The organism is Escherichia sp. HH091_1A (assembly GCF_030295175.1).
GTDB lineage: Bacteria > Pseudomonadota > Gammaproteobacteria > Enterobacterales > Enterobacteriaceae > Escherichia > Escherichia coli_F.
Window position 1 is genome coordinate 5,206,488 of record NZ_AP025747.1, and the last position, 23,440, is coordinate 5,229,927.

Consider the following 23,440-nt stretch of genomic DNA (forward strand, 5'->3'; position numbering starts at 1 on the left):
CTTTCGTAACTCATGTCCGCTGTTGCGATGACTTCGTGTTAATCTTAACGTTATTACGGCATTGGCACGTCAGAACAAAATCTGAGAGGTGAATCCGTTGAGTATAATTATCTTAGCGACGATTTCGACGACTCAAGAGAATAAATGACGTTTAAGCCATGAAACAAGCTAAAATCCTGCAAAAGACGAGTTTTTACGGGCGTATTTAAAGTGATAATCATAAGATATCTGGTGCGGGAGACGCTCAAAAGCCAGCTGGCGATACTCTTCATCTTGCTTTTGATCTTCTTCTGTCAAAAGTTAGTGAGGATCCTCGGCGCAGCGGTTGACGGCGATATTCCGGCGAATCTGGTGCTCTCCCTTCTCGGGTTGGGCGTGCCGGAAATGGCGCAGCTTATCCTGCCATTAAGCCTGTTCCTCGGGCTGCTGATGACGCTGGGCAAACTGTATACCGAAAGTGAAATTACGGTAATGCATGCCTGCGGCTTGAGCAAAGCGGTTCTGGTGAAAGCGGCAATGATCCTTGCGGTATTCACGGCAATCGTCGCGGCGGTTAACGTGATGTGGGCGGGACCGTGGTCATCGCGTCATCAGGATGAAGTGTTAGCAGAAGCGAAAGCGAACCCTGGCATGGCGGCGCTGGCGCAAGGGCAATTCCAGCAAGCGACTAATGGCAGCTCGGTGCTGTTCATCGAAAGCGTTGACGGCAGCGATTTCAAAGATGTGTTCCTCGCGCAAATTCGACCAAAAGGTAATGCACGTCCTTCTGTGGTGGTGGCCGATTCCGGACATTTAACCCAGCTGCGCGACGGCTCCCAGGTCGTCACTCTCAACCAGGGAACGCGTTTCGAAGGCACTGCACTGTTACGTGATTTTCGCATTACGGACTTCCAGGATTATCAGGCGATCATTGGTCACCAGGCGGTGGCGCTCGACCCGAACGATACTGACCAGATGGACATGCGCACATTGTGGAACACTGACACCGATCGTGCCCGCGCAGAACTGAACTGGCGTATCACGCTGGTATTCACCGTGTTTATGATGGCGCTTATGGTCGTTCCGCTGAGCGTGGTTAACCCGCGTCAGGGGCGCGTACTGTCGATGCTGCCAGCCATGCTGCTGTATCTGTTGTTCTTCCTGATCCAGACCTCCCTGAAATCGAACGGCGGTAAAGGTAAGCTGGACCCGACGCTGTGGATGTGGACCGTAAACCTGATTTATCTGGCTTTGGCGATTGTTCTCAACCTTTGGGACACCGTGCCGGTCCGCCGCCTGCGCGCCAGTTTTTCGCGTAAAGGAGCGGTGTGATGCAACCTTTTGGCGTACTTGACCGCTATATCGGTAAAACTATTTTCACCACCATCATGATGACGCTGTTCATGCTGGTGTCGCTGTCGGGCATTATCAAGTTTGTCGATCAGCTGAAAAAAGCCGGGCAGGGGAGTTACGACGCGTTAGGCGCAGGAATGTATACCTTGCTGAGCGTGCCGAAAGATGTGCAAATCTTCTTCCCGATGGCGGCTCTGCTTGGGGCGTTGCTTGGTCTTGGGATGTTGGCGCAGCGCAGCGAACTGGTGGTCATGCAGGCTTCTGGTTTTACCCGTATGCAGGTGGCGCTGTCGGTGATGAAAACCGCCATTCCGCTGGTCTTGTTGACGATGGCGATTGGCGAATGGGTCGCACCGCAGGGCGAGCAGATGGCGCGTAACTACCGCGCGCAGGCGATGTACGGTGGCTCGTTGCTCTCTACCCAGCAAGGTTTATGGGCAAAAGATGGCAACAACTTCGTCTACATTGAGCGGGTTAAAGGTGACGAAGAGTTAGGTGGCATCAGTATCTATGCCTTTAATGAGAATCGTCGTCTGCAATCTGTACGCTATGCCGCTACCGCGAAGTTTGACCCGGAACATAAAGTCTGGCGTCTGTCGCAGGTTGATGAATCTGATCTGACCAATCCGAAACAGATCACCGGTTCGCAGACGGTGAGCGGCACCTGGAAAACCAACCTCACGCCGGACAAACTGGGCGTGGTGGCGCTGGACCCGGATGCACTCTCCATCAGTGGTTTGCACAACTACGTGAAGTATCTGAAGTCGAGCGGTCAGGATGCCGGACGTTATCAGCTCAACATGTGGAGCAAAATCTTCCAGCCGTTATCCGTGGCGGTGATGATGCTGATGGCGCTGTCGTTCATCTTCGGCCCACTGCGTAGCGTGCCGATGGGCGTGCGTGTGGTCACCGGTATCAGCTTCGGTTTTGTCTTCTACGTACTGGACCAGATCTTCGGCCCGCTGACGCTGGTTTACGGCATCCCGCCGATCATCGGCGCACTGTTGCCAAGCGCCAGCTTCTTCTTAATCAGCCTGTGGCTGTTAATGAGAAAATCGTAACTGGATGAACGTATAAGGGGAGCGAAAGCTCCCTTTATTATTGTTAGCAAAGTGTGCTTTGTTCATGCCTGAAAAATCATGAAAATTCAATATATTGCAGTGGTGTAGGCATGATAAGACGCGCCAGCGTCGCATCAAGCAAAGACAAATCGCACCTGACTTACCTTTTTCTCCCCCCCAGCAAACTCCCCAGCACACCGCGTACAATCTGATTCGTCACCTGGCGGGCGGCGCTTTTCGCCATTGTTTGCACCACACCATCTTTCTTCCCGCCGCGTGGTCCGGTAGTGCCAAACAAAATATCCTTCAATCCACCAAGAATACCGTCATCCACCGCCACCTCTTTCCCGTTCGCGGGAGGATTATTTTGCTGCTCGGTACTGGCCTGAAAGCCTTTTTGCAACATCTCATAGGCGGATTCCCGGTCCACGTCATCCTCGTACTTGCCATACACCGGGGAGTGATTAATCAGGCTATTACGCTCATCTTCCGTCACCGGCCCCATTCGCGAACAAGGCGCGATAACCATCGCCCGTTCCACCACTGAAGGACTTCCTTTCGCATCGAGAAACGAGATTAACGCCTCGCCGGTCCCCAGTTCCTGAATCGCCTTTTCGGTATCAAACGCCGGATTGGCCCGCATGGTTTGCGCCGCAGCTTTTACTGCTTTCTGATCTTTAGGCGTAAAAGCACGCAAAGCATGTTGAACACGATTACCGAGCTGCCCGAGCACATTATCCGGAATATCCGACGGGTTTTGCGAAACGAACCAGACCCCAACGCCTTTTGAGCGAATAAGCCTTATCACCTGCTCAATCTTATCCAGCAGTACCTGCGGTGCATCGTTAAACAGCAGATGTGCTTCGTCGAAGAAAAACACCAGTTTCGGTTTTTCCAGATCGCCTGCTTCCGGCAATTGTTCATACAACTCTGAAAGCATCCACAGCAGGCTGGCGGCATACAGTTTCGGCATCTGGTAGAGCTTCTCGGCGCTGAGGATATTGATAACCCCTTTACCATTGGCATCGGTGCGCATCCAGTCTTTGATATCCAGCATCGGCTCGCCAAAAAAGTGTGCTGCGCCTTGTTGTTCCAGCGACAACAGCCCGCGCTGGATGGCACCAACCGATGCGCTACTGATATTACCGTACTGATTCTGGAAGGATTTGGCGTTATCGCCGATGTACTGGGTAATCGCCCGCAAATCTTTAAAGTCGAGCAGTAACAGCCCCTGATCATCAGCAATGCGGAAGATAATATTCAGCACGCCAGATTGCACATCGTTGAGATTCAACAGTCGCGCCAGCAACAGCGGCCCCAGGTCTGAAACCGTCGCCCGCACCGGGTGGCCTTTCTCGCCAAAGATATCCCACACCACCACCGGATTAGCATGTGGTTGCCAGTCATTGACGCCGATATTTTTAAGCCTTGCGAGCAGTTTTTCCGAAGATGTACCTTCCTCCGCTACTCCCGTTAAATCACCTTTCACATCGGCCATAAACACCGGAACACCGATTTCCGACAATGACTCTGCCAGTTTTTGCAGCGTAACGGTTTTACCCGTCCCCGTTGCGCCAGTAATCAGCCCGTGACGGTTAGCCATTCCCGGCAGTAAAAACAGTTCTGTGTCCGGCGTGCGGGCAATTAACAGGGGTTCGCTCATGAGATTTCCTCCAGTTTCCTGCCTGGAGTATAGGCAACGTCCGGCAAAGAGAATACGTGTAATGAAGAGAAAATAACCTAAAGCGTGTTACCGTGATAAATCTGATACCCGAGGTCAACAGTGTTGTGGTTGTGATCGTTATTTTTAATTTTGCTCAGCAACATTTGGGCGGCCATCCGACCAATATCAAAACGGGGAGTAATTACGCTGGCGAGGCTTGGGATCATTTGCCTGCCAATCTCCAGCCCATGAAAACCCGCAATGGAAATTTGTTCTGGCACGGCGAGGTTTCGCTCGCGGCACAGCAGAAGCGCACCCATCGCAATATCGTCATTGGTGCAAAATACACCGTCTAAATCCGGGTTTGCGCTAAGGGCATCTCGCATTAATTGCATTCCTAAATGAATGGATGAGATGGCGCGTGGATTCATGCGTAACGGGGAAAGATTATGCAGCATCATCGCATCGCAATACCCCTGATAACGCTGTTCATCGCGGGTGTCATCTTTGGAACCGAGATACAGAATTTTGCGCCTGACTCGCTTATCCAGCATGGTACACACCATGTCAAAAGCGGCCTGCCGATTATCAAAACCGACCTCCATATCCAGCCGTTCTCCCTGTACATCCATCAATTCCACGACCGGAATGGTGGCTGAACGCAGAAATTTCACCGTCCTGATGGTGTGATATTTTTCCGAAAGAATAATCCCGTCAATGTTATAAGAGAGCAGGTTAATCACCGACTCTTCTTCGGAATCGCGATCGTAATTGTAATTAGCAATAAGGGTCTGATAATTATGCTCAGAGGTGACGGATTCTATTCCCGCGAGAATGTCAGCGAAGAGTTGATTTTGAAATGACGGAATCAAGATACCGAGGGTATAACTTTGTGCATTCAACAACATGCCGGGAGCGCGATTAGGGATATAATTGATCTCTTCCATAATTTTGGCGATGCGCTCGCCTGTTTCCTTTGCCACCTTTTTCGGCGAGCGGATATAACGACTCACGGTCATTTTTGTTACGCCAGCCAGCGTAGCGATATCCTGTAAAGAAATTCTGTGATTGCGCATAACTTCTCCCAACGTCGGGGGAATCTTCAATCTTCCCCCGAAACTACATCACAATATTTTATTCTTTCAGTGCAATACGGCGTTAATGGCTAACACGCCCAGCAAACCCATAATAGAAATAAGGGTTTCCATCACCGTCCAGGTACGCAACGTTTCACCAACCGTCAGATTAAAATACCCTTTAAATAGCCAGAAGCCAGGGTCGTTTACGTGTGACGCGATCACGCTGCCCGCACCGGTTGCCAGTACCATTAAAGCGGGATCGGCATGGGTAACGTTGATAATCGGCAACACCACACCCGCGGTGGTAATGGCCGCGACGGTGGCAGAGCCCAGAGCGATACGCAACAGCGCCGCAACAGTCCAGCACATCAATAACGGCGAAAGCGTAGTTCCGGTCATTAAGTGTGAAATATACTGCCCGACACCGCTATCTACTAATACCTGCTTAAACGCGCCGCCGCCAGCGATAATAAACACAATCATCGCGATAGCGCCTATAGAATCCCCAATGATATCCATGATTTGCTCGATGGTGCGTCCATTACGTCGGCCCAGTGTGAAAATCGCAATAACAATGGCAATAAACAGCGCAACGGCAGGGCTACCGACAAATTCAAAGAAGAGGCGCACGGTGTTAGTTTTCGGTAACGTAATTTCACAAACGGCGGCGATAGCCATCAGGATGACCGGGATCACGGCAGCGAAAATACTGTTCCAGAAGGAGGGCATCTCCTCTTCGCTAAACAGATGAGGATTAAATAAGCCTTCTGGTGGTGCTTTCTCAAAGCGAGTTAGCAGTTTAGAAAACAGCGGTCCTGCGACAATAACTGTCGGAATGGTAATGATAAATCCATACAGTAGAGTCGTTCCGAGATTAGCCTCAAAGATAGTCGCGATGGCAGTAGGACCAGGATGTGGCGGCAGAAAACAGTGGGTTACAGAGAGCGCTGCTACCATTGGTACGCCAACATACAACAGGGGTAATCCTGATGATGCTACGATGGTAAATACCAACGGCAACAGCAGGACAAAACCCACTTCAAAAAACATGGCGAGGCCCACAACCAGACCGGTGATCACTAGCGCCCATTGCACGCGTTTTTTACCAAAAGTAGCAATCAGCGTAGTGGCGATACGTTGTGCCGCGCCCGTATCAGAAATCAGCTTGCCTAACATGGCCCCGAAACCGAGGATCATTGCCAGCCCGCCGAGCGTGCTGCCGATACCATTTTGTATAGAGTGCAGGACGGCCTGTGCATCCATCCCTTCGGCAAATCCGACGACGGCAGCTACCAGAACGAGGGCAATAAAGCCGTTAACTTTAAAGCCGATCATCAGGATAAGAAGCAGCGCGACGCCTGCCGCAATAATGATTAATGGCATAGTCTTTATCTCTTATTAGTGCCAGAAAAGCAGCGCTTTCGCGCTGCACGCAGGGTAGTGGCTGTTAAACAGCCACCAACATGCCGCCATCAACAAACAACAGGTGGCCGTTTACGAAATCAGAGGCTTTTGAAGAAAGGAACACCGCAGCACCAATCAGTTCCTGCGGATCGCCCCAGCGTGCGGCGGGGGTCCGTTTGCACAACCAGGCGGTGAAGGCTTCGTCCTCAACCAGTGCTTTAGTCATTTCTGTTTTGAAATAGCCCGGCGCAATACCGTTGACCTGAATATTGTGGCGCGCCAGCTCGACGCACATGCCGCGGGTGAGCATTTTTACCGCTCCTTTCGATGCGGCATAAGGGGTGATGGTGTCACGTCCCAGTTCGCTTTGCATCGAGCAAATATTAATAACTTTACCCGCCTTGCGTTCAACCATGTGACGAGTTACCGCTTGCGACACCAGGAACACGGCGGTCTGGTTTACTGCGATCACATCATTCCACTCTTGTTCAGGGAACTCAGTAAAAGGATGACGGCGCTGGATACCGGCGTTATTCACCAGCACATCAATGGGGCCGATGTCCTTTTCGATATGTTCAACGGCGGTATCAATTTCATGTTTATGGGTAACATTAAAAGGTGCGGCAACGGCCCGAACACCCTCCTGGCGGAGTTTTTCTACAGCAAGTTCTGCGCGTTCGGCAGTAATATCATTAATAATTATTTGTGCGCCATATTTACCCAGGCCGGTTGCCAGTAAAAAGCCAATGCCCTGTGCTGAACCGGTAATCAAGATATTTTTTCCTGCCAGTGAAAATAGATCGTTCATTGTATTATTCCTTTATTTATCTCTTAGAAAACAAGCTGGACTTTTGCTGCCTGGGTTTTATCACCGGCGAAACGTAGCGCCTCTTCCAGGTCAGTGAAGGGATATTCAGCACTCAGTAAAGGCAGTGGATTGATAACGCCATTCGCCAGCCATGACACTGCGGTATTAAATTCGCTGGTAAAACGGAAAGAGCCTTTGAGTGAAATCTCCTTACCAATCAACGTCATCATTGGGAATTCTGCCATCGCGCCTCCCATACCTACCTGCACCATTACGCCGCGTGCACGAGTGACCTCCAGACAGGTATTCACTGATGAAGGATGACCGGACACTTCAAAGCTGACATCGAAATAGCCTTTTTCCGCTTTCCAGTGATCCATGTCGTCGTTTTGTGGGTTTACGAGCACATCCGCCCCCATCTCTTTGGCCAGCAAAAGGGAACGGGGACTCACATCGGCACAGACAATTTCCGAGGCCCCCAGTGTTTTCACAGCACTGACAATCAGGCAGCCAATGGGCCCAACACCGGAAATAAATACTCGCTTGCCCTGTAACTCGCCGGCCTGATGTGCGGCATGAATCGCGACGGCTAAAGGTTCGGCAAAAGCCATAACCTTTTCGTCAGCTTTGGCCGGATAAGGGACACATTGCGACGTTTCGACCATTTTATAACGGGTAAAGCCACCATCAACATGAGGGAAATACATGGCACTGCCAAAAAAACGCATCTCTGTACACTGATTCTCGTTATGTTCAATGCAGTATTTGCAGTGACCGCAAGGTTTAGACGGATTAATGGCTACCGTTTGCCCTTCATGTAATTCTGATGAGTCGCTATGAATAACTTTACCGATAACTTCATGACCTAACACCATCGGTGCCTTTATCATGAAATTACCTACTTTTCCTTCCTGATAATAATGTAAATCGGAACCGCAAATTCCACCTCGGGTTATTTGTACTAATGTTCCATTATTATTCCAATCTATCGTCTGCTCGGTAACGGCAACAGTTTTCTTGCCCGCAACAACGCAGGACTGTGTTTTCACTTGCATAAATTCCTCACTGGTCAGGTAGACACCTCGGAAGCATTTAAGCGGTTTTAATTGTCATTATTTGTGATGAAGATCACGTCAGAAAATTGTTACATTACTATGTTACGCATAACGTGATGTGCCTTGTAATTCTTATCAACAGAAATAAAAAAACGTGAAATTATTATGCCGCCAGGCGTAGTATCGCCGCAGGTAAGATGATTCAGGAGATTTTAAATGGCGGGTGAAAGCTTTATTTTGATGGGCGTATCAGGGAGTGGTAAAACATTAATTGGTAGCAAGGTTGCCGCGTTATTGTCTGCGAAATTTATTGATGGTGACGATCTTCATCCAGCCAAAAATATAGATAAAATGTCGCAAGGCATTCCATTATCTGATGAAGATCGACTTCCCTGGCTGGAACGCTTAAATGATGCTTCATACAGTCTTTATAAAAAGAATGAAACAGGATTTATTGTCTGTTCATCATTAAAAAAACAGTATCGTGATATTTTACGCAAGGGTAGCCCCCATGTTCATTTCCTCTGGTTAGATGGCGACTATGAAACTATTCTCGCGCGAATGCAGCGTCGGGCTGGGCATTTTATGCCGGTAGCGTTACTAAAAAGTCAGTTTGAGGCGCTGGAGCGTCCACAAGCAGATGAACAGGATATTGTGCGCATTGATATCAACCATGATATTGCCAATGTCACCGAACAATGTCGGCAGGCTGTGCTGGCGATAAGACAAAACAGAATATGTGCGAAAGAGGGCAGCGCCTCAGATCAGCGCTGCGAATGATTTTCAAAAATCTGCTTTCAACACCACGCGGTAGCGCGCTTTACCATCGCGTACATGCTGAATGGCGTCGTTAATTTTCGACATCGGGAACAGTTCGGTAGTCGGCGCAACCTTGCTGCGGGCGGCAAAGCGCATCAGCTTACGCAGCTCATAAGGTGTACCTGTTGCTGAACCAGAGACGCTGCGGTCGCCCGCAATTAACGTAAAGGCCGGAACAGACAGCGGCGTGAGGACCGCGCCGACTGTATGGAAATTACCGCCATACGTCAGCGCCTCAAAATAAGGCTGCCAGTCGAGGCTGACGTTGACGGTGTTGATAATGAGATCAAACTGCCCCGCCAGTGCTTTCAGTGCCTGCGGATCGCGGCTATTCACTACTTTATCGGCACCCATCGCCAGCACTTCCTGCTGTTTCGCCGTATTAGAACTAAAGGCCGTCACCTCGCATCCCATTGCGTGCAGAAGTTTTATAGCGATATGCCCCAGCCCGCCAATACCAATTACCCCAACGCGGCTGGTGGCAGTGATATGGTGCATTAACAGTGGTTTGAAGACCGTGATACCACCACACAGCAGCGGCCCGGCGGATTCGATATCGATATTTTCCGGCAGTGGAATCACCCATTGCCAGTCTGCACGCAACTTCTCGGCAAAACCGCCGCGATTCATAATTGTTGGCACCGCACCTTGCTCGCAGTTGATCTGATTACCGCTAATACAGGCATCGCAGTGACCACAGCTTCGCGCCGTCCAGCCAATCCCGACACGCTGACCGACCTGCAAACCTTTATCCTGTGCGGCGCTCCCGAGCGCCACCACGCGCCCAATCACCTCATGCCCGGCAACCAGCGGATACTGTGAAAATCCCCATTCGTTGTCGATCATCGACAGATCGGAATGGCAGATCCCGCAGTAATCCACCTGCACTTCGACATCTTGTGGCTTCAGTTCACCGGGATCGTACTCATAAACTTCCAGTTTGCCGCCAGCCTCTTTTGCGGCATAGCTTTTTATCATCGACATATTTTTGTCCTTCTCTGGTGTTGTCTGGGAAGTGTAGAGCATGGTAGGGCGTGGTGCCTGGAGTGTGACAAAGGTTGCACATCGCTGTATGCAATGCTGAAAATTTCAGCACTTAGCGAGGTGCGAGCAAGCTGGCGCTTGCATGGTGGCGTGCGACAGGTATAATCCACAACGTTTTCCGCATACCTCTTCAGTGCCGAAGTGGCGAAATCGGTAGACGCAGTTGATTCAAAATCAACCGTAGAAATACGTGCCGGTTCGAGTCCGGCCTTCGGCACCATCGGAACATCAATAGACGTCAACGGACGTCTTTTTTTGTGCCTGAAATCCAGTATCCGCAAGGCTTTCCTCGCTTTTTCACTCAACCTAAGTCAACCTGATTCAATCTACATCAACTTACTGATGCGGGTACAACTGCGGGTATTTCCCGGTTCGATTATGTTTGTACCCACACAGGGCCCTTGAAAGGATACTCATCATGGCTCTGAGTGATGTGAAGGTCCGTTCGGCTAAGCCGGAAGCAAAAGCCTATAAACTTACTGACGGTGAAGGCATGGTTTTGTTGGTTCACCCTAATGGCTCCAAATACTGGCGACTTCGTTATCGTTTTGGCGGTAAGGAGAAGATGCTGGCGCTGGGGAAATACCCTGAAGTCTCGCTGGTCGATGCCAGAGGTCGCCGGGATGAAGCCCGTAAGTTGTTAGCTAACGGCGTCGATCCTAGTGAGAACAAGAAAGCTGTTAAGGTAGAGCATGAGCAAGAGGTGATAACGTTTGAAGTGGTAGCCAGAGAGTGGCACGCCAGCAATCAGAAGTGGTCTGCATCGCATAGCGCTCGTGTATTGAAAAGCCTCGAAGATAATCTCTTTGCTGCTATCGGTAAGCGGAACATTGCTGATCTGAAGACTCGGGATCTGCTTGTCCCCATCAAAGCGGTGGAGTCGTCTGGGCGTCTCGAAGTCGCTGCTCGTTTGCAGCAGCATACTACCGCGATTATACGCTTTGCTGTACAGAGTGGATTAATCGACTACAACCCCGCTCAAGAGATTGCTGGTGCGGTTGCTACGGCGAAAAGACAGCATCGTGCTGCTCTGGAACTTAACCGCATTCCTGAATTGCTTCAACGCATCTATCACTATTCTGGCAGGCCGTTAACCCGACTAGCGGTTGAACTCACATTGTTAGTTTTCATCCGTTCAAGCGAGTTGCGTTTTGCTCGCTGGTCAGAAGTTGATTTTGATACTGCCATGTGGACGATTCCGGGAGAACGTGAGCCACTGGAGGGAGTTAAGCATTCTCAGCGTGGTTCGAAGATGCGGACTCCACATCTTGTACCCTTATCTCGACAAGCTCTCACCATTCTGGAAAAAATCAAAAGCATGAGTGGAAACCGTGAGCTGATCTTCGTTGGTGATCACGATCCGCGTAAGCCAATGAGTGAGAATACGCTTCACAAGGCCTTGCGAGTGATGGGCTATGACACGAAAACGGAAGTGTGTGGACATGGTTTCAGGACGATGGCGTGTAGTTCTTTGATTGAATCGGGATTGTGGTCGAGGGATGCAGTAGAGCGGCAGATGAGTCATCAGGAACGTAGCTCAGTACGGGCGGCTTATATCCATAAGGCGGAACATCTTGGGGAGCGAATGTTGATGCTGCAGTGGTGGGCTGATTATCTGGATGCGAATAGAATGGCGGCTATCACTCCATTTGACTATGCAAAGATTAATAGTCCTTTTCGATAATTTTAGCTAAGTGTGTGAATATTAACTGTTTTTTAATCAAGGGCTTATAACTGAGAAGCCTCCGACCTAATGGGGAGAGGCTTTTGTCTTAACTCAATCAAGAAGGAAATCGTTATGTAAAACTTTATTTTTTTGTCCGGTATGTGAACGGAAGTGTTAAATATCCACTATGCCTTGTTCGCGCAATGGTCATCCTTTCAATCAAATAACTCCAAGCTTTGCATACAATTCTTTTTTCTCTTTCATGCTGTTATCCAATGGTGCTACTCGCAATGCCGCTTTCAAATAAGCCGCTGCACCAGAGTAATCACGCATTTGCTCGCAAACTAAAATGAGTTGGCTTAACACATGGAACTTCATTGGAGTTGTTTGGTTTACTTTCTCCAATAGTACTCTTGCTTCAGAATATTTCGCTTCAAGGCCAAGGATAGATGATTCTAAATACATGGTGGCCGCGTTTTCTGCTTCAGCTTGCTTTCGTTGTAACAGCCAGAATTTTGCTTGACTGATATTGCGTAACTGTAGGTTTGTCTTAACTATCAACTCGAACAATGCCGCTGGTTGAGTCAATTTACCCTCAAGCAAGATCCCTTTATTATCTTCTACGACTTTTTCAAAGTCGAATAAGCGATTGGCGCGGTACAAGGCAATAAGTTGCTGATGTAAAGCTTGTAGATCTTTACTGCGGCTATACTCCTGCGACGCTAACTGAGCAGCTTTTTGGTAAGATTGATTGGACATTGCCTCAAGTACCGCACTTGACCAGTCCTGATCAGATTTAGTCTGAAAAACGGGAGCAATAGCACCAACTTTTAATTGCTTAGTGGCAGCAGCATCAAATGCATGAATTAAGTCGGAAATAGAGGAAAAGCGATCCTCCGCTCGTTTTTGTAAGCAGGTAAGAACCACTTGCTCCAGGTCTGTGTGAATAGAGCTATTAATCTCTGTCGGAAGCTTGAAAGGTGCGTGGCGCTGAACTTGTGCTGGCGTATCATGGGGCAGTTTTCCTGTCAGCAGCTGGTATAGCAAAACACCTAAGCTATAGATGTCGCCCAATAGTAGCTCTTCCAGGCTGCCTCTACGGCTATCGACGTTGGAGAACTCTGGGGCCGAATACAACACAGTCCCGCCATTTTCTCGGGTACGAACGTAAATTTCTTCTGGTAAAGCTGAGCTGCCAAAGTCCGTCAACTTCACCAGGTCCCGCTCTCCAACCAAAATGTTATGTGGCTTAATATCTCCATGAGATATTGGCACTGGTAGTTCGGACAAATAATGCACAGCACAGAGCACTTGACGATATATTCTGAACAACCGTTCATAGGTCTGACCAAAATTACGCTGCCTGTCATCGAGCTTTTGCGCCAGGGTTTGGCTGGGAAAATACTCCATTTCAATATAGAACCATTCATTATCTATACGGCCCATATCAAAAATTTGCACAATATTTTCGTGCGGCTCGACGTTTAAAAGCTCTTTACCTTCGGCAAGCTGACGGTCTTCCCGAGTAATATCCTTAGGGATTTTTACTGCGACAATTTTTCCATCTTTCAGGCGTTCCGCCCGCCATACCCAGCCATGGCTGCCATCACCAAGGCATTCAAGTAACAGGTATTTGTCACCAAGGCGTTTATTCGTCCCTGGCAAAAAATGTGCTGATTTTATATTCACATCAACACCTCATAGTGAATTCTGTCCAAAACAATCATGTTCAGGTTTTTGATAAATAAAAAGCGACTAAATACCACCTCAACATCAGGAGCGGCGATTACTTGGGTACCCGTGGACGAAGTAAAACCCATACGGCATATGTCTTTCAGTTTTTGAGTATCAGGTACACCTACTAAGCCTTGGCTCCAGGCACTGAGGACCAGGGTTTTGGGGCAATGATTCCAGCGCTGTGCTGCTTCCAGTAAGTTTTTTAATTTTTCTTCCAGCTTTTGCTGCCCCTTCGCTGAACCATCAAAGCGTTCAAATTCGATTAAACACACAGGCGATGCAGAAGATTTATGAAACCAGCCCGAGTCAGAACGAATATCAGCACCAACTGTCCCTGGAGCCGGGCATTCCACTACCGCCATAAATGACTGTTCATGCCCGAATGTATTCCAAACGCTACAGCCCAGGCTGTGGACCAATACATCCTGGTCCAATAGCTTACCGCTTGCTAAAAGTGGAAATGTCTCATTTACCCAGGCAACCTCAGGCATAGGCACCTTAGCCACTGAAAGAGCCCCAAACACGCAGTACCTCTGGTGATTCACCACCGTGAATTAATGCCTTACTACCAACTTTAACAAGCAGTGGTGCAGGGATTGAACGACCACACACCAAAGCTTCACCGGTTGATAAACTCGGGAGTTCCTCCAGATCAGCTTTGCTCACCATATCTGATGCTTTAGCTATAAATCGTTGATCGTCTGGGTTCTTTAAGCGCATCGTAATTAGCGTATTGCACTGAGAGGTCACATCTGAATCTAATTTCGATGGACGCTGGCTCACAATGCCAAATCCAACACCAAATTTACGACCTTCACCGGCGATCTTTTTAATAATGCGGTGACTGACTGCGTTGCCGCCGGCCGGGGCAAAATTATGGCCCTCTTCGTAAATGATAAAGCATGGGCGCAGCGGGTCCGTTTTGCTCGAGGCTGCTTTTAATATTTCACTAGATAACAGTGCACAAATGACTTGCTTAGCGGTATCACTCAAACCTTGTAAGTCAACAACAACTAAACGCCCCTGTTGATTGCTCGGGCGGCCCACCATTTTGTAAATATCAGTTGGCTCAGCCATTGTTGCGCTGTAAAAACTTTTAGCTTCATTAAGCACGCGTGAAAGCTTCATCGAGGCGACGGCGGCACTACGGCCTGATAACGCCTTCGCCTCAGCTTCAGAAAGGTCGTCCCACTCTTTTAACTCTTCAATACCATCACCTAATAAGAAGCGTAGGCGGTTAATATCTCGTGGCTCAGTCTTATCTGCAGAGCGCCAATAACGAATTGCAACATCGAGTACTCGTTGCTGCGGTTCCGTTAAGCCAGGTAATATTTCAGCAATATCGTCCATTTCAAAATGGTCAAACTGAAGCGCTAATGGCGTATTCTTACTGGCGTATTTATGTTTAAAAGATTCGTGCTGCGGCGAGTAAACCTGAATACCTGCACCGGCGGTCTGCAGCTTTTCAAAGGTCTGTTTTATCAGTGGCAGTGCTTCTTGATCACGCTTATCGTCAGTGGCTTCTAAGAAGCTTGAGAATTGCAGATTACCGCCAGCGAGGGCTTTACCGTATTCACCATGTGGGTCAAATACTACTACCGTACCGTTATTAACCGCAACTAAACGCTCAATAATGCGGCCAACTGTATAAGACTTACCTGAACCCGTCATTGCCAGAACAGCCAAATGCTCAGTGACCAACTTGTTCACGTCAATAAAAACAGGAACTGTATTCTCACCTTTGTCGTAGCCTACTAAGTTACCCAAGTGCAAACTGGAGTGTTCATTAAATTCGTAAAAATCACTCAAAAACTGAAAATCGACGGTTTCAACAGCGGTACCCGGGTTAAGCGGGCGACGTGGAATTTTGATTTGACGAGTAACAGGATCGCGGTAACCAACCAGCTCGACCTGAGCAAACATATTCTCACCAGTTACATTCGCACCGGGCAAAAGTTCAAGCTCGGTTACACCATCGCCAAAGCCGGCGTTATAGAGCATATTAGTACGGCTTATCTTGGTCACTCGCCCCAGTACGGCGACTTGCCCCTCATCTTTGCGTTCCTGGTGCATAATGCGTACAAACTCACCACGGCGTACTGAAAACGAGTCTTGCACAACCATAGTTAACTGACTGGCATCACCAGTGTTACCGACTAATTTACCTAAAACTTTATAAGCCATTATTCAATCCCTCATCGAGGCCTGCCAACCACCCTGCCTCAATATCATTATTCTTTAGTGCCTGGTGTAAACCCTGGCGATAAAACGTAGCAAATTTAGGTAAAATACCAAGCTGTTGATAACCAAGTAATTGTGGCAACGGCATTGCATTACCTTTGTTTTGCATATCCAGCACCATCAGGCGAGAGGCAACTAAATCGAGATCAGCACTTTTCCATTCTGGTTCGTCACCCGCTAATTGCACCATTTTTATCTGTCCACCTCGGGCACTACGGAAGTGAAAACCAATTAGACCTTGCTTAGCTTCAATATTGGGTTCAATGCGCTTTTCTTGTTCAGACAACCGAAATGCGATGGTGCGCGAATAGTTGCCTAAAATGCCATTGATAAATCGCAAATCCCCCACGCCAACCAAACTTTCATCCAGTCCTTCCAGATTTTGCATCAACTCTTTAGAAAACCCATCAGATGCTAAAATTTGTTTGCGGCCTTGTTCGGTACGTAAATCTTGTTTGGCGATACTTACAATGGCACTAAAGCGCTCAGCCAAAATGCTCGCAAGTACTACACCATTTTGATTCCAGGGAAAAATTCTGGAGCGATGGTTTTGCCAAAAAGTTTCTATCACTTGTCTGGTTTTTTCGTACTCTTGTTTATGACGGACATTTCGCTCCAGCGGAGCCATATCCCGTGCTAAAAACAACGGCGTATCCAGCAAAATTAAATCGCCAGGCTCATAACTTAAAAGTTTTTTCTCAACTAACTGATAAGCCTGACGAATTTCAATTAAATCAAGCCGTTTACGCTGAGCTTCAAAATCAATATCATCCAGTTCTGATATCGAGTCGCTACCCACCGTGCTGACTTTATTGTCATCTATTAACAAATCTGTGCGCACTGCTGCACTGGCATAAATAAAACCACCCAATACCTTGTCTAAGCACGATTTAGTCGCAATACCGGCTACGCGTAAATTAACAATTGTGGGCTTGGGGACCGCTTTCACTAAGCCAGCATCACGGAACAGCGGCGCCACTTGCTCAATATCACGGACCTGTTTAAGCAAGCGTCCTGCACTTCCCGGTAAGCGAAGCTGGCTATCGATGGCGAGCGATTGCGCTAAATTCATCGTTTTGTTCTCATTCATGCTTATAGCATTCCTGTGTGTAGCTGCTCGCTAAGTAATGGGGCATAAGCCCAATATTGCGAGGTTTGTAGGCATGTTTTACCTGTAGTTGTTATGCCCGCGTCGTCGATAAAATCGTGCTGCCGCAACATCTCACCCCGCTTGACAATATCAAGGCTATTAACATCAAACATCAGCTTAACCGCATTATGCTCAGACAACGCTTGTAAGCTCATGCCACCGCCAGCGTAGAGTAATAGCAATACAACCAGATCGTGCTTATCTGGCGTGTAGTCAGTCGATGGCGCTTTAGGTTCGATTATTCGTTCAGCAATGCCTGCATGGTCCACAAACCAATTCAACCAGCTCACCAGGAGCTCACTATGATCGAGTAAAGTCAGCGACCACAAAGGTAACGTGGTAAAAGCTAATAGCCCACTGTTGCTGTGTTTTCGTATGTAGCGGGTATGCACTACATCACCGGCCTGGTGTTGGTGGCGATCTGCACTGCCAGTAAAGCCAGCAATAGCCTGGTCTGTTTCACTGGCTAGCAAAGCGGTTAGCTCCGGTTCCTGCACCCTCAAGATAGCTGGTACTAACTGCCAATCCAGTGGGGAGGGCAATTGCGCTAATAAGGTAAATTGTTCAGCTTTCAGGTTTATTACCAAAGCGGCACAACCTGCCTGCATAGCCCAGTGATACAGGTGCTGCATAGTATTAGCGTCAGTCAACTCTTCTGCTTGCACTATTAACAAACCACTGGCTGGCGGCGAGCTAATCCAATCCTTCGTTAAGGGAGTAGCCCCCGCAACAGTTTGCAAAAAACGGCCTTTACGATTACTGGCCAGTGCCGCAGATAAATAAAGACTCATCGCGTCACCTCTATAAACCAGTGGCAAAGGTAAGGCGCATTTTTAGAATGCCTTTGTCTACAAGTCCTTTCTGTTGCTCAGGTGTTAACACGGGTTCCTGATTTTGGCTCAAAGCCTGATAAATCGGTTGCCAATCCGCCAGTGTTAAGCCTGTATTTTTTAATATCTGCTCACCTTGACTCTGCCATTTGGCCTGGGTGCTTTCACACACCTGTTGAAGTTCTCTGACACCCAAATTGCTCACATCCTCCAGAGTCAACGCTGCTGGTTCCGCTTGCTTTTGAGAAGCCAATAGCGGTTTTAATAACGGCAGCCAGCTGTTTACCTGCGCGATGGAGTTGCGTCTTACTTGGTTTAGACGCTCTTCAATTTTAAGTAGCTGGCCTTGAATCGGTGTAAGTTGACCGCGTGCCGGTTTTAAAAGCTCTTCTGGTAAATCCCGTAACGATGAAAACTGCCCATTGCGCAAACTGTTTTGCATACTTTGACGCTTGCTCTCGGCATCGTTGGGGAGATCGGCAGTAGCATCTTCAATGAGCTGTAATTTCATTACCAGTTTTGGTAGCTCTGCAATGTCATCGGTGAACTGATACTCAGCCGTGGCGCTACTAAGCCATTCTTGCAGTTGTTGTGCACGTAGTTTTTGCTCTGTGAGGTTATTAACCAGCTTACTAAATCGTTCTTTGCAGTTGCGGTAGCTGGACAAAATATGCCCCTGAATCTCCGCTATCGGCAACTGTTGATCATTGTGCAGGTTTAAACCCACTTCTTGCGCTAAGGCTGAAAGCTTGTCATGCGCTCTACCTAAATCGAGTTTACGCAGGTAATGCAGTAAGGTATCGCTGTCTGCTTGCTGCTCTTTTCGGCCAGTGGCACTGCTGGTATCGTCTTTTAACGCTCCGTCTAAAATATGACCTATAGTGCGCAGCGTGTTGGTGTACAGACGTTTCGGGAAATTCGTCAGCGGGGCACACTCTGTTTCAACATCTATGATTAAATCAGCGAGTCGGTTGTTGATACGCTCAGCGCTGCGCTCAACAAACTCGGCAAATAAACAGGCCTGTTCAATCCGTTGATAAAGCGAGGTCGTTTTGTCTTCTAAGCTGAGAATATGAGCATCTTTTAGCATAGGCCTGGAACTATTAAGCGGTTTAACCTTTGCTACCAGCTCCAGCACTTCAGCACGTTTGTGGATAAGCCCAGCCAGTACTTGCGTGTCATTGGCCTCGGCCATATCAGCCAGTTGTTCTTCTTGCTGTTTGAGCACGTTAAATAGTGATTGTGCTTTTTCCAACTGCTCTTTAGCTTCTACGGTGACAAACCCCAGCTTATTTTTACCCAGTGGCGCGAACATTTCATTAATGCGTGCATAACCATACACGCGGCTCATGACTTCCACATTGGCTGCGTAGCTGCCCATATCGTTACCGCGGAACCAGTTTTGCGCTTCTCTAATGGCATTTTCTAAGCGGGAGCGCGGGTAGTGCTCCCAAATTGCCTGTTTTTCTGTTGGATTGGTTAAAGTGAGTAAGTTCAGCTCTCCACACCACCACATCCAGTCATTAAACACGCCTTTGGCAGTAATACTCGTTTCAGCCACATAGGCGAAATAAAACTGCTGCTTAAAGCCTTCGAATTGCCACTTGTGCTTTTTATTAGGATGAGCAATACGGGCTAAAAATAATGGGAGCTGCGCCTGGCTTCGCTGCACATTATTAAGTTCAGTAAATAGCCCGGCATGTTCATCGGCCGTGTAGCCTTTGGCAATATAGCTGCCCGGCACCTTAAGCTTATCCAACAAGCTGCTCAGCTCATTCACTGGCACGCCGTGTTGCTGCTGTAAATCGAGAATGCCATTTAACTCAGGGTGAGCAATGGCCAGCTGATACCAGCCTTTAAACAACAGGTCTCGGTCATTCGGTGATAATTTACCATCTACCTTTAACGGCCAGGCAATTAAACCGCGCTGTTGCAAACGCTGGCGCCACTTGTGAATGGCATCCGTGGCAAAGGTTGTCAGGGCATGCAGCTTGTTTTTGAATTTCGCGGTAAAGCTGTCGGCAGTTAAATTCACGCCGTGCAACTGGCATGCTGCCAGACTTAAGCCAATACGCTCTAACTGGTCTGCTTCGCTTGGGTTGATATAATGCAGCAGTATCGCATCACGTAACTCATTTCTTTCATCCAGTCGGCTGTATTGCTCCATGAGATGTGCAGATGCGGTTAACGCTAATACTGGCGTGCGACCATTTTGGTAGCTGTGGTTTGCCGCAAAGGTGTGAAGATTGTTCAGCTCAATTAGGTTACTGACCCAGGCAAACAAGGCTTTACCTTCTGGGTGAAGCTTAAATCCATCCAGGGTAATTAAACCACCCTGGCGGCCACGGGGCTCGGTTAAAATGGCCAGAGGTGCATCGTCGCTGCCCGCTTTATTACTCAGCAAGTTTTCATCATAGGTCCAGTTGTTATCCAGTAATCTCACAAAGCCCGTTACACGGGCTAATGCCTTGATGAGCGGCTTCTGGCTACTTTGTTTGCTAAGTTCACTCATTGCCTGTTCATGTGCATCGCCCATGGCGGGATCTTTAAATATCAGTGAGTTTTGCTGAGCACTGCGATAGCGCAAATCCAGGCGCAGTAACATCGCCACACTGGGGCCAATATGCGTTGCTTCGCTGGCGTCCAGTTCGGTAGTTTCACCCACTAGCTTGTGCCATAAGGCATCGGCAGCGAATTCAATCGCTGGGTGGTCATACAGCAAGCTGAGTAAATATTTAAACTCACCTTTGGACAGCGGTAGTAATACCGCGCCTTTATCGCCGCTTGCGGCTTGTTCTTTAATTGAAAAAGTACGCAGGTTATCCAGCAAAGTATCTAAATTCAGCGCTTGATCTACTGCAGGGTAGTACCATTCATCTTTATCGCGGCGGAATTTGGCTTGCTCCAGGGCTTGTCGGCACTGTAAGCGGTCAATGCTCAGTTTGCGGTAATGAGCGGCTATGGGTTCCAGATCTTCGTTTTTCAGCGCCAGCAATTCAGTTGCATGGCTCACTTCAGTTAAGCGCACGGGTAATTGGCCGTATAGCAAAGTACGGCATTCGGTCAATAGTGCCTGGTCGCGGGTTTGAATGCCTTCTATCGCACCTTTATCCAGCACATGCCTGGCCACGCGGCCAGAGCCTGCCAGCACAGCTTCAAATAAATCGCCCACATCCTTGATACTGCGGCCTGCTTGTTGGTATTGGCTCAGCACTGCATCCACATTAGCCATGACCACGTTAAACCAACCGAAGTTGGCACCACTCATGGCGTATGCAGCTTCCACTAAACCAGCAGGGTAATTAAAACCCAGCTTGCCGTCTTTTAAGAGGCTTGCCACATAGTCTGATACATCGGCAAAGGCATTATGCTCAAGTTCTACTAACTCAAAGCGGCGTGCGACAGATTGAATTTCGCGCAATTGCTGGCCAAGCAGTGGTGAACACAGCGCCACATAGCGCAACCATGGAAGTTTACGCCGAGGGTCTTCCTCTTTAATTGCTTTACCAATCAGGCGAATGGCCTGGCCATCGAGGCGTTTATCTTGTTCATCTTCCAGGCCAAAGGTGGCGGCTTCTGCAACGGTTTCCAGCTCATCCAGCACCACCAACATATACTGCACGCCATAACTCTTTAATACTTTATAGGCGGCTTGCACCAAACTGACTACCAGCGTTTGGTCAGTATAGAGGTCTTCTTCGCTGTGGTTGGCGTTCAGCTGTAAGGCATCTGCTAACAGTTCAGATTTAAAGCCAAATGGCATTAAGCGTTCATAGGCTTGTTTGGCAATTTCACTTTGAATCGATCCATCAAAGGTTTGAGTGGCCAGTGGTAATAGCGCCTGATATAAACCAAAAGCAAACCAGTTATCCGAGTTTTGATAATCTGATGCCACTTGCGAGTAGCGAATGTAGAGCGCCAGGTATTTGTCTTGCGTGTCGCGATTAAACAGCTGCTTATCGTGCAGTTGGCCTTGTTCGTCGCGGACAAACCAGCCCCTGGAGCAGTCGTTAATTTGTGCGACCAATTCATGGCCTAAACGTGATTTACCCCGACCCCATTCGGCTTCGACGGCAAACACATGGGCAAAGCGATCATCGTCGTGATCCACCGTATGCAAAAAGGTTTGAAAGCGTTTAAAAAAGCGGCTCTGGCCCACTAACGGGTCGCGAGGTGGATAATCTGATACACCCGTCGCCGCCCAGCGATGTTGTTTTGCCAGGCTATCAACCATCTGTTCGTTTAATTCAAAACTCATAACGACGATCCTTGAAGGTTTATTCTATTGGCGGCGCGTTTTTTATTGGCATAGCAGTTTTGCGCCAGTTGCTTAATGGTCCGTTGTAACGTTTGGCTTTTGTAGCCAAATAGTGGTGCTAACGGCAGGCTATAACAGGCATCGCTGAAGCTTGTATGAATTCGATATTGGCCGGCCTCTCCACGACCCGCCTCGGTAAATTGCCAGATTTTTTTTGCCAACAATTCGGCAATGAATGAGCTCAGGACGCGGTTTAGGCGGTTGATGCTTTCCGTGTTCGCATCGAGTGCCGGGTAGAGGGGTATATTGAGCTCACCGAGCAGAAGCACAAGAAACTCGGCCAAACTACCCAGACTCACCTCATCACCTTCAATGCCCTGTACCGCCACATTTATTTGACCGGGGGCAAAGGCATTTTGCCCGGCAGGTAAGGTGAGCAACAAACCGCCACGTTGCTCGGCAGCCCAGGCATCTTGCACAAAGATAATTAGACTGAGTAAAAATAACCAGGGCTGTTGGGCGAATAGCTCGGTAAGCGGCATGTTGTCATGACCCGAGCGGGACACCAATAACCAATCGGCATTGGGTTTAAGGTTATGTTCATCAAGCAAGGTATTAGGGAGTGCTAACAACCGCCCACTACACCAGTTATTTGTCAGTTGTTTTGCGGTGACATCCACCGCTTGTATAGATGCCGGTGGTTCATTTTGTTCGCTCACGGTAAACAGGGTATGGCTGGTGCGCAAAATACGGCATAGAGCGGGAATGGCAGCATTGTCGTTTAGGCTATGACCGAGTAAATCCCGTTCGGTTTGCGCCAATGGGCTTGCAATGATTTGTGGTGAGAAGTCTGCGTTTTCCAACTGGGCTAAGACCCATTCACTGGCATTGCCCAGTTGCTGAATGAGTTTAACCAATACCATTGGGTCACTCATCGCGCCAGCTTCCTGGCAGCGAGCGGCGGCTAAATTTATCCAATGTTGGCGAATATCTGGGTTTAAGCCCAACAACGCTAATTGCCATTCACCCGACTGGCTTAAATCACTAAAGGCATCAAGTAATGGTGCAGTGAGGCTAAAGGCGCTAATGATATCCGTTTCAGCGTCTTTCTTTTTCGGCTGTATTATTGGTTGTAACAGTGACCTGAGGGCAGGCACAGCCGCCAGTAACAACGCTGCTTTACTGGCGGTTAAACCGCCTTGATGCCAAAGCTGCAGGCAGAGGTTAAGTGCCGCTTCGCTATTTACGGGGTCGTTATTTTGCCTGGTTGTAATGCTGTCCATGCCCCTTGTC

General features: G+C 48.6%; 18 protein-coding genes and 1 tRNA gene. 6 read left to right on the top strand and 13 right to left on the bottom strand.

Going from position 1 to position 23,440, the window contains the following annotated elements; translation table 11 throughout:
* Nucleotides 1-97: 97 nt before the first annotated feature.
* From ytgA to lptG, 3 genes are all read left to right on the top strand, one after another.
* Nucleotides 98-148 (top strand): protein YtgA, encoded by a 51-nt coding sequence (gene ytgA / locus QUF14_RS25705; RefSeq protein ID WP_211180521.1) that lies wholly within the window; start codon nt 98-100, stop codon nt 146-148.
* Nucleotides 149-210: 62 nt separating this feature from the next.
* Nucleotides 211-1,311: an LPS export ABC transporter permease LptF gene (gene lptF / locus QUF14_RS25710; RefSeq protein ID WP_000584114.1), complete on the top strand. Its 1,101-nt coding sequence runs from the start codon at nt 211-213 to the stop codon at nt 1,309-1,311.
* On the top strand, nt 1,311-2,393 hold the full coding sequence (gene lptG, locus QUF14_RS25715) for an LPS export ABC transporter permease LptG (protein WP_001295681.1): 1,083 nt from the start codon (nt 1,311-1,313) through the stop codon (nt 2,391-2,393). The genes lptF and lptG overlap by 1 nt, the downstream gene beginning before the upstream one ends.
* A 160-nt stretch (nt 2,394-2,553) precedes the next feature.
* Here lptG and QUF14_RS25720 read toward each other — a convergent pair whose 3' ends face one another.
* The 5 genes from QUF14_RS25720 to idnD form a co-directional block, all read right to left on the bottom strand.
* Nucleotides 2,554-4,056 (bottom strand): helicase HerA-like C-terminal domain-containing protein, encoded by a 1,503-nt coding sequence (locus QUF14_RS25720; protein WP_001294564.1) that lies wholly within the window; start codon nt 4,054-4,056, stop codon nt 2,554-2,556.
* A 77-nt stretch (nt 4,057-4,133) separates the two neighbouring features.
* A complete protein-coding gene (gene idnR, locus QUF14_RS25725) occupies nt 4,134-5,132 on the bottom strand; it encodes a DNA-binding transcriptional regulator IdnR (protein ID WP_001422765.1) in 999 nt (332 codons plus the stop codon).
* A 66-nt stretch (nt 5,133-5,198) separates the two neighbouring features.
* Entirely contained in the window at nt 5,199-6,518 is a 1,320-nt protein-coding gene (gene idnT, locus QUF14_RS25730; protein WP_001128340.1) for a gnt-II system L-idonate transporter, read from the bottom strand.
* A 64-nt stretch (nt 6,519-6,582) separates the two neighbouring features.
* Nucleotides 6,583-7,347: a gluconate 5-dehydrogenase gene (gene idnO / locus QUF14_RS25735; RefSeq protein ID WP_000998701.1), complete on the bottom strand. Its 765-nt coding sequence runs from the start codon at nt 7,345-7,347 to the stop codon at nt 6,583-6,585.
* A 23-nt stretch (nt 7,348-7,370) separates the two neighbouring features.
* Nucleotides 7,371-8,402 (bottom strand): L-idonate 5-dehydrogenase, encoded by a 1,032-nt coding sequence (idnD, locus tag QUF14_RS25740; protein ID WP_001197418.1) that lies wholly within the window; start codon nt 8,400-8,402, stop codon nt 7,371-7,373.
* Between the two features lie 216 nt (nt 8,403-8,618).
* Here idnD and idnK point away from each other — a divergent pair, with 216 nt between their 5' ends.
* Nucleotides 8,619-9,182: a gluconokinase gene (gene idnK / locus QUF14_RS25745; RefSeq protein ID WP_000896738.1), complete on the top strand. Its 564-nt coding sequence runs from the start codon at nt 8,619-8,621 to the stop codon at nt 9,180-9,182.
* 3 nt (nt 9,183-9,185) lie between these two features.
* Here the strand turns inward: idnK and ahr are convergent, their stop codons facing one another.
* Nucleotides 9,186-10,205: an NADPH-dependent aldehyde reductase Ahr gene (gene ahr, locus QUF14_RS25750; protein WP_024211952.1), complete on the bottom strand. Its 1,020-nt coding sequence runs from the start codon at nt 10,203-10,205 to the stop codon at nt 9,186-9,188.
* A 195-nt stretch (nt 10,206-10,400) separates the two neighbouring features.
* On the opposite strand from ahr, the gene QUF14_RS25755 reads away from it, so the two are divergent.
* A tRNA-Leu gene (locus QUF14_RS25755) sits at nt 10,401-10,485 on the top strand.
* Nucleotides 10,486-10,683: 198 nt separating this feature from the next.
* Complete coding sequence (locus QUF14_RS25760; protein WP_001218328.1) at nt 10,684-11,949, top strand: tyrosine-type recombinase/integrase; 1,266 nt, start codon at nt 10,684-10,686, stop codon at nt 11,947-11,949.
* Between the two features lie 201 nt (nt 11,950-12,150).
* On the opposite strand, the gene QUF14_RS25765 is transcribed toward QUF14_RS25760, so the two are convergent.
* Genes QUF14_RS25765 through QUF14_RS25795 form a run of 7 tightly spaced genes read right to left on the bottom strand, consistent with a single transcriptional unit; the run spans nt 12,151 to nt 23,430 of the window.
* Nucleotides 12,151-13,620, bottom strand: coding sequence for a protein kinase domain-containing protein (locus QUF14_RS25765; RefSeq protein ID WP_001022620.1), 1,470 nt, complete (start codon nt 13,618-13,620; stop codon nt 12,151-12,153).
* Nucleotides 13,617-14,159, bottom strand: a complete 543-nt coding sequence (locus QUF14_RS25770) for a hypothetical protein (RefSeq protein WP_001115387.1) — start codon at nt 14,157-14,159, stop codon at nt 13,617-13,619. Before QUF14_RS25770 ends, QUF14_RS25765 begins: the two co-directional genes overlap by 4 nt.
* A gap of 7 nt (nt 14,160-14,166) precedes the next feature.
* Complete coding sequence (locus QUF14_RS25775; protein ID WP_000323668.1) at nt 14,167-15,852, bottom strand: helicase HerA domain-containing protein; 1,686 nt, start codon at nt 15,850-15,852, stop codon at nt 14,167-14,169.
* Nucleotides 15,842-16,999: a hypothetical protein gene (locus QUF14_RS25780; RefSeq protein WP_001004902.1), complete on the bottom strand. Its 1,158-nt coding sequence runs from the start codon at nt 16,997-16,999 to the stop codon at nt 15,842-15,844. The genes QUF14_RS25775 and QUF14_RS25780 overlap by 11 nt, the downstream gene beginning before the upstream one ends.
* 2 nt (nt 17,000-17,001) lie before the next feature.
* Nucleotides 17,002-17,850 carry a hypothetical protein gene (locus QUF14_RS25785; protein WP_000061128.1) on the bottom strand — a complete coding sequence of 283 codons (849 nt, stop codon included), beginning with the start codon at nt 17,848-17,850 and terminating at the stop codon, nt 17,002-17,004.
* A gap of 10 nt (nt 17,851-17,860) precedes the next feature.
* On the bottom strand, nt 17,861-22,147 hold the full coding sequence (locus tag QUF14_RS25790) for a hypothetical protein (RefSeq protein WP_000007268.1): 4,287 nt from the start codon (nt 22,145-22,147) through the stop codon (nt 17,861-17,863).
* Nucleotides 22,144-23,430, bottom strand: a complete 1,287-nt coding sequence (locus QUF14_RS25795; protein WP_100733715.1) for a hypothetical protein — start codon at nt 23,428-23,430, stop codon at nt 22,144-22,146. The genes QUF14_RS25790 and QUF14_RS25795 overlap by 4 nt, the downstream gene beginning before the upstream one ends.
* Nucleotides 23,431-23,440 lie beyond the last annotated feature (10 nt).

Coding starts and splice junctions, on each gene's coding strand:
- lptG (WP_001295681.1), top strand. CDS start 1,311: ATGCAACCTTTTGGCGTACTTGACCGCTATATCGGTAAAACTATTTTC.
- QUF14_RS25720 (WP_001294564.1), bottom strand. CDS start 4,056: ATGAGCGAACCCCTGTTAATTGCCCGCACGCCGGACACAGAACTGTTT.
- idnR (WP_001422765.1), bottom strand. CDS start 5,132: ATGCGCAATCACAGAATTTCTTTACAGGATATCGCTACGCTGGCTGGC.
- idnT (WP_001128340.1), bottom strand. CDS start 6,518: ATGCCATTAATCATTATTGCGGCAGGCGTCGCGCTGCTTCTTATCCTG.
- idnO (WP_000998701.1), bottom strand. CDS start 7,347: ATGAACGATCTATTTTCACTGGCAGGAAAAAATATCTTGATTACCGGT.
- idnD (WP_001197418.1), bottom strand. CDS start 8,402: ATGCAAGTGAAAACACAGTCCTGCGTTGTTGCGGGCAAGAAAACTGTT.
- idnK (WP_000896738.1), top strand. CDS start 8,619: ATGGCGGGTGAAAGCTTTATTTTGATGGGCGTATCAGGGAGTGGTAAA.
- ahr (WP_024211952.1), bottom strand. CDS start 10,205: ATGTCGATGATAAAAAGCTATGCCGCAAAAGAGGCTGGCGGCAAACTG.
- QUF14_RS25760 (WP_001218328.1), top strand. CDS start 10,684: ATGGCTCTGAGTGATGTGAAGGTCCGTTCGGCTAAGCCGGAAGCAAAA.
- QUF14_RS25770 (WP_001115387.1), bottom strand. CDS start 14,159: ATGCCTGAGGTTGCCTGGGTAAATGAGACATTTCCACTTTTAGCAAGC.
- QUF14_RS25775 (WP_000323668.1), bottom strand. CDS start 15,852: ATGGCTTATAAAGTTTTAGGTAAATTAGTCGGTAACACTGGTGATGCC.
- QUF14_RS25780 (WP_001004902.1), bottom strand. CDS start 16,999: ATGAATGAGAACAAAACGATGAATTTAGCGCAATCGCTCGCCATCGAT.
- QUF14_RS25785 (WP_000061128.1), bottom strand. CDS start 17,850: ATGAGTCTTTATTTATCTGCGGCACTGGCCAGTAATCGTAAAGGCCGT.
- QUF14_RS25790 (WP_000007268.1), bottom strand. CDS start 22,147: ATGAGTTTTGAATTAAACGAACAGATGGTTGATAGCCTGGCAAAACAA.
- QUF14_RS25795 (WP_100733715.1), bottom strand. CDS start 23,430: ATGGACAGCATTACAACCAGGCAAAATAACGACCCCGTAAATAGCGAA.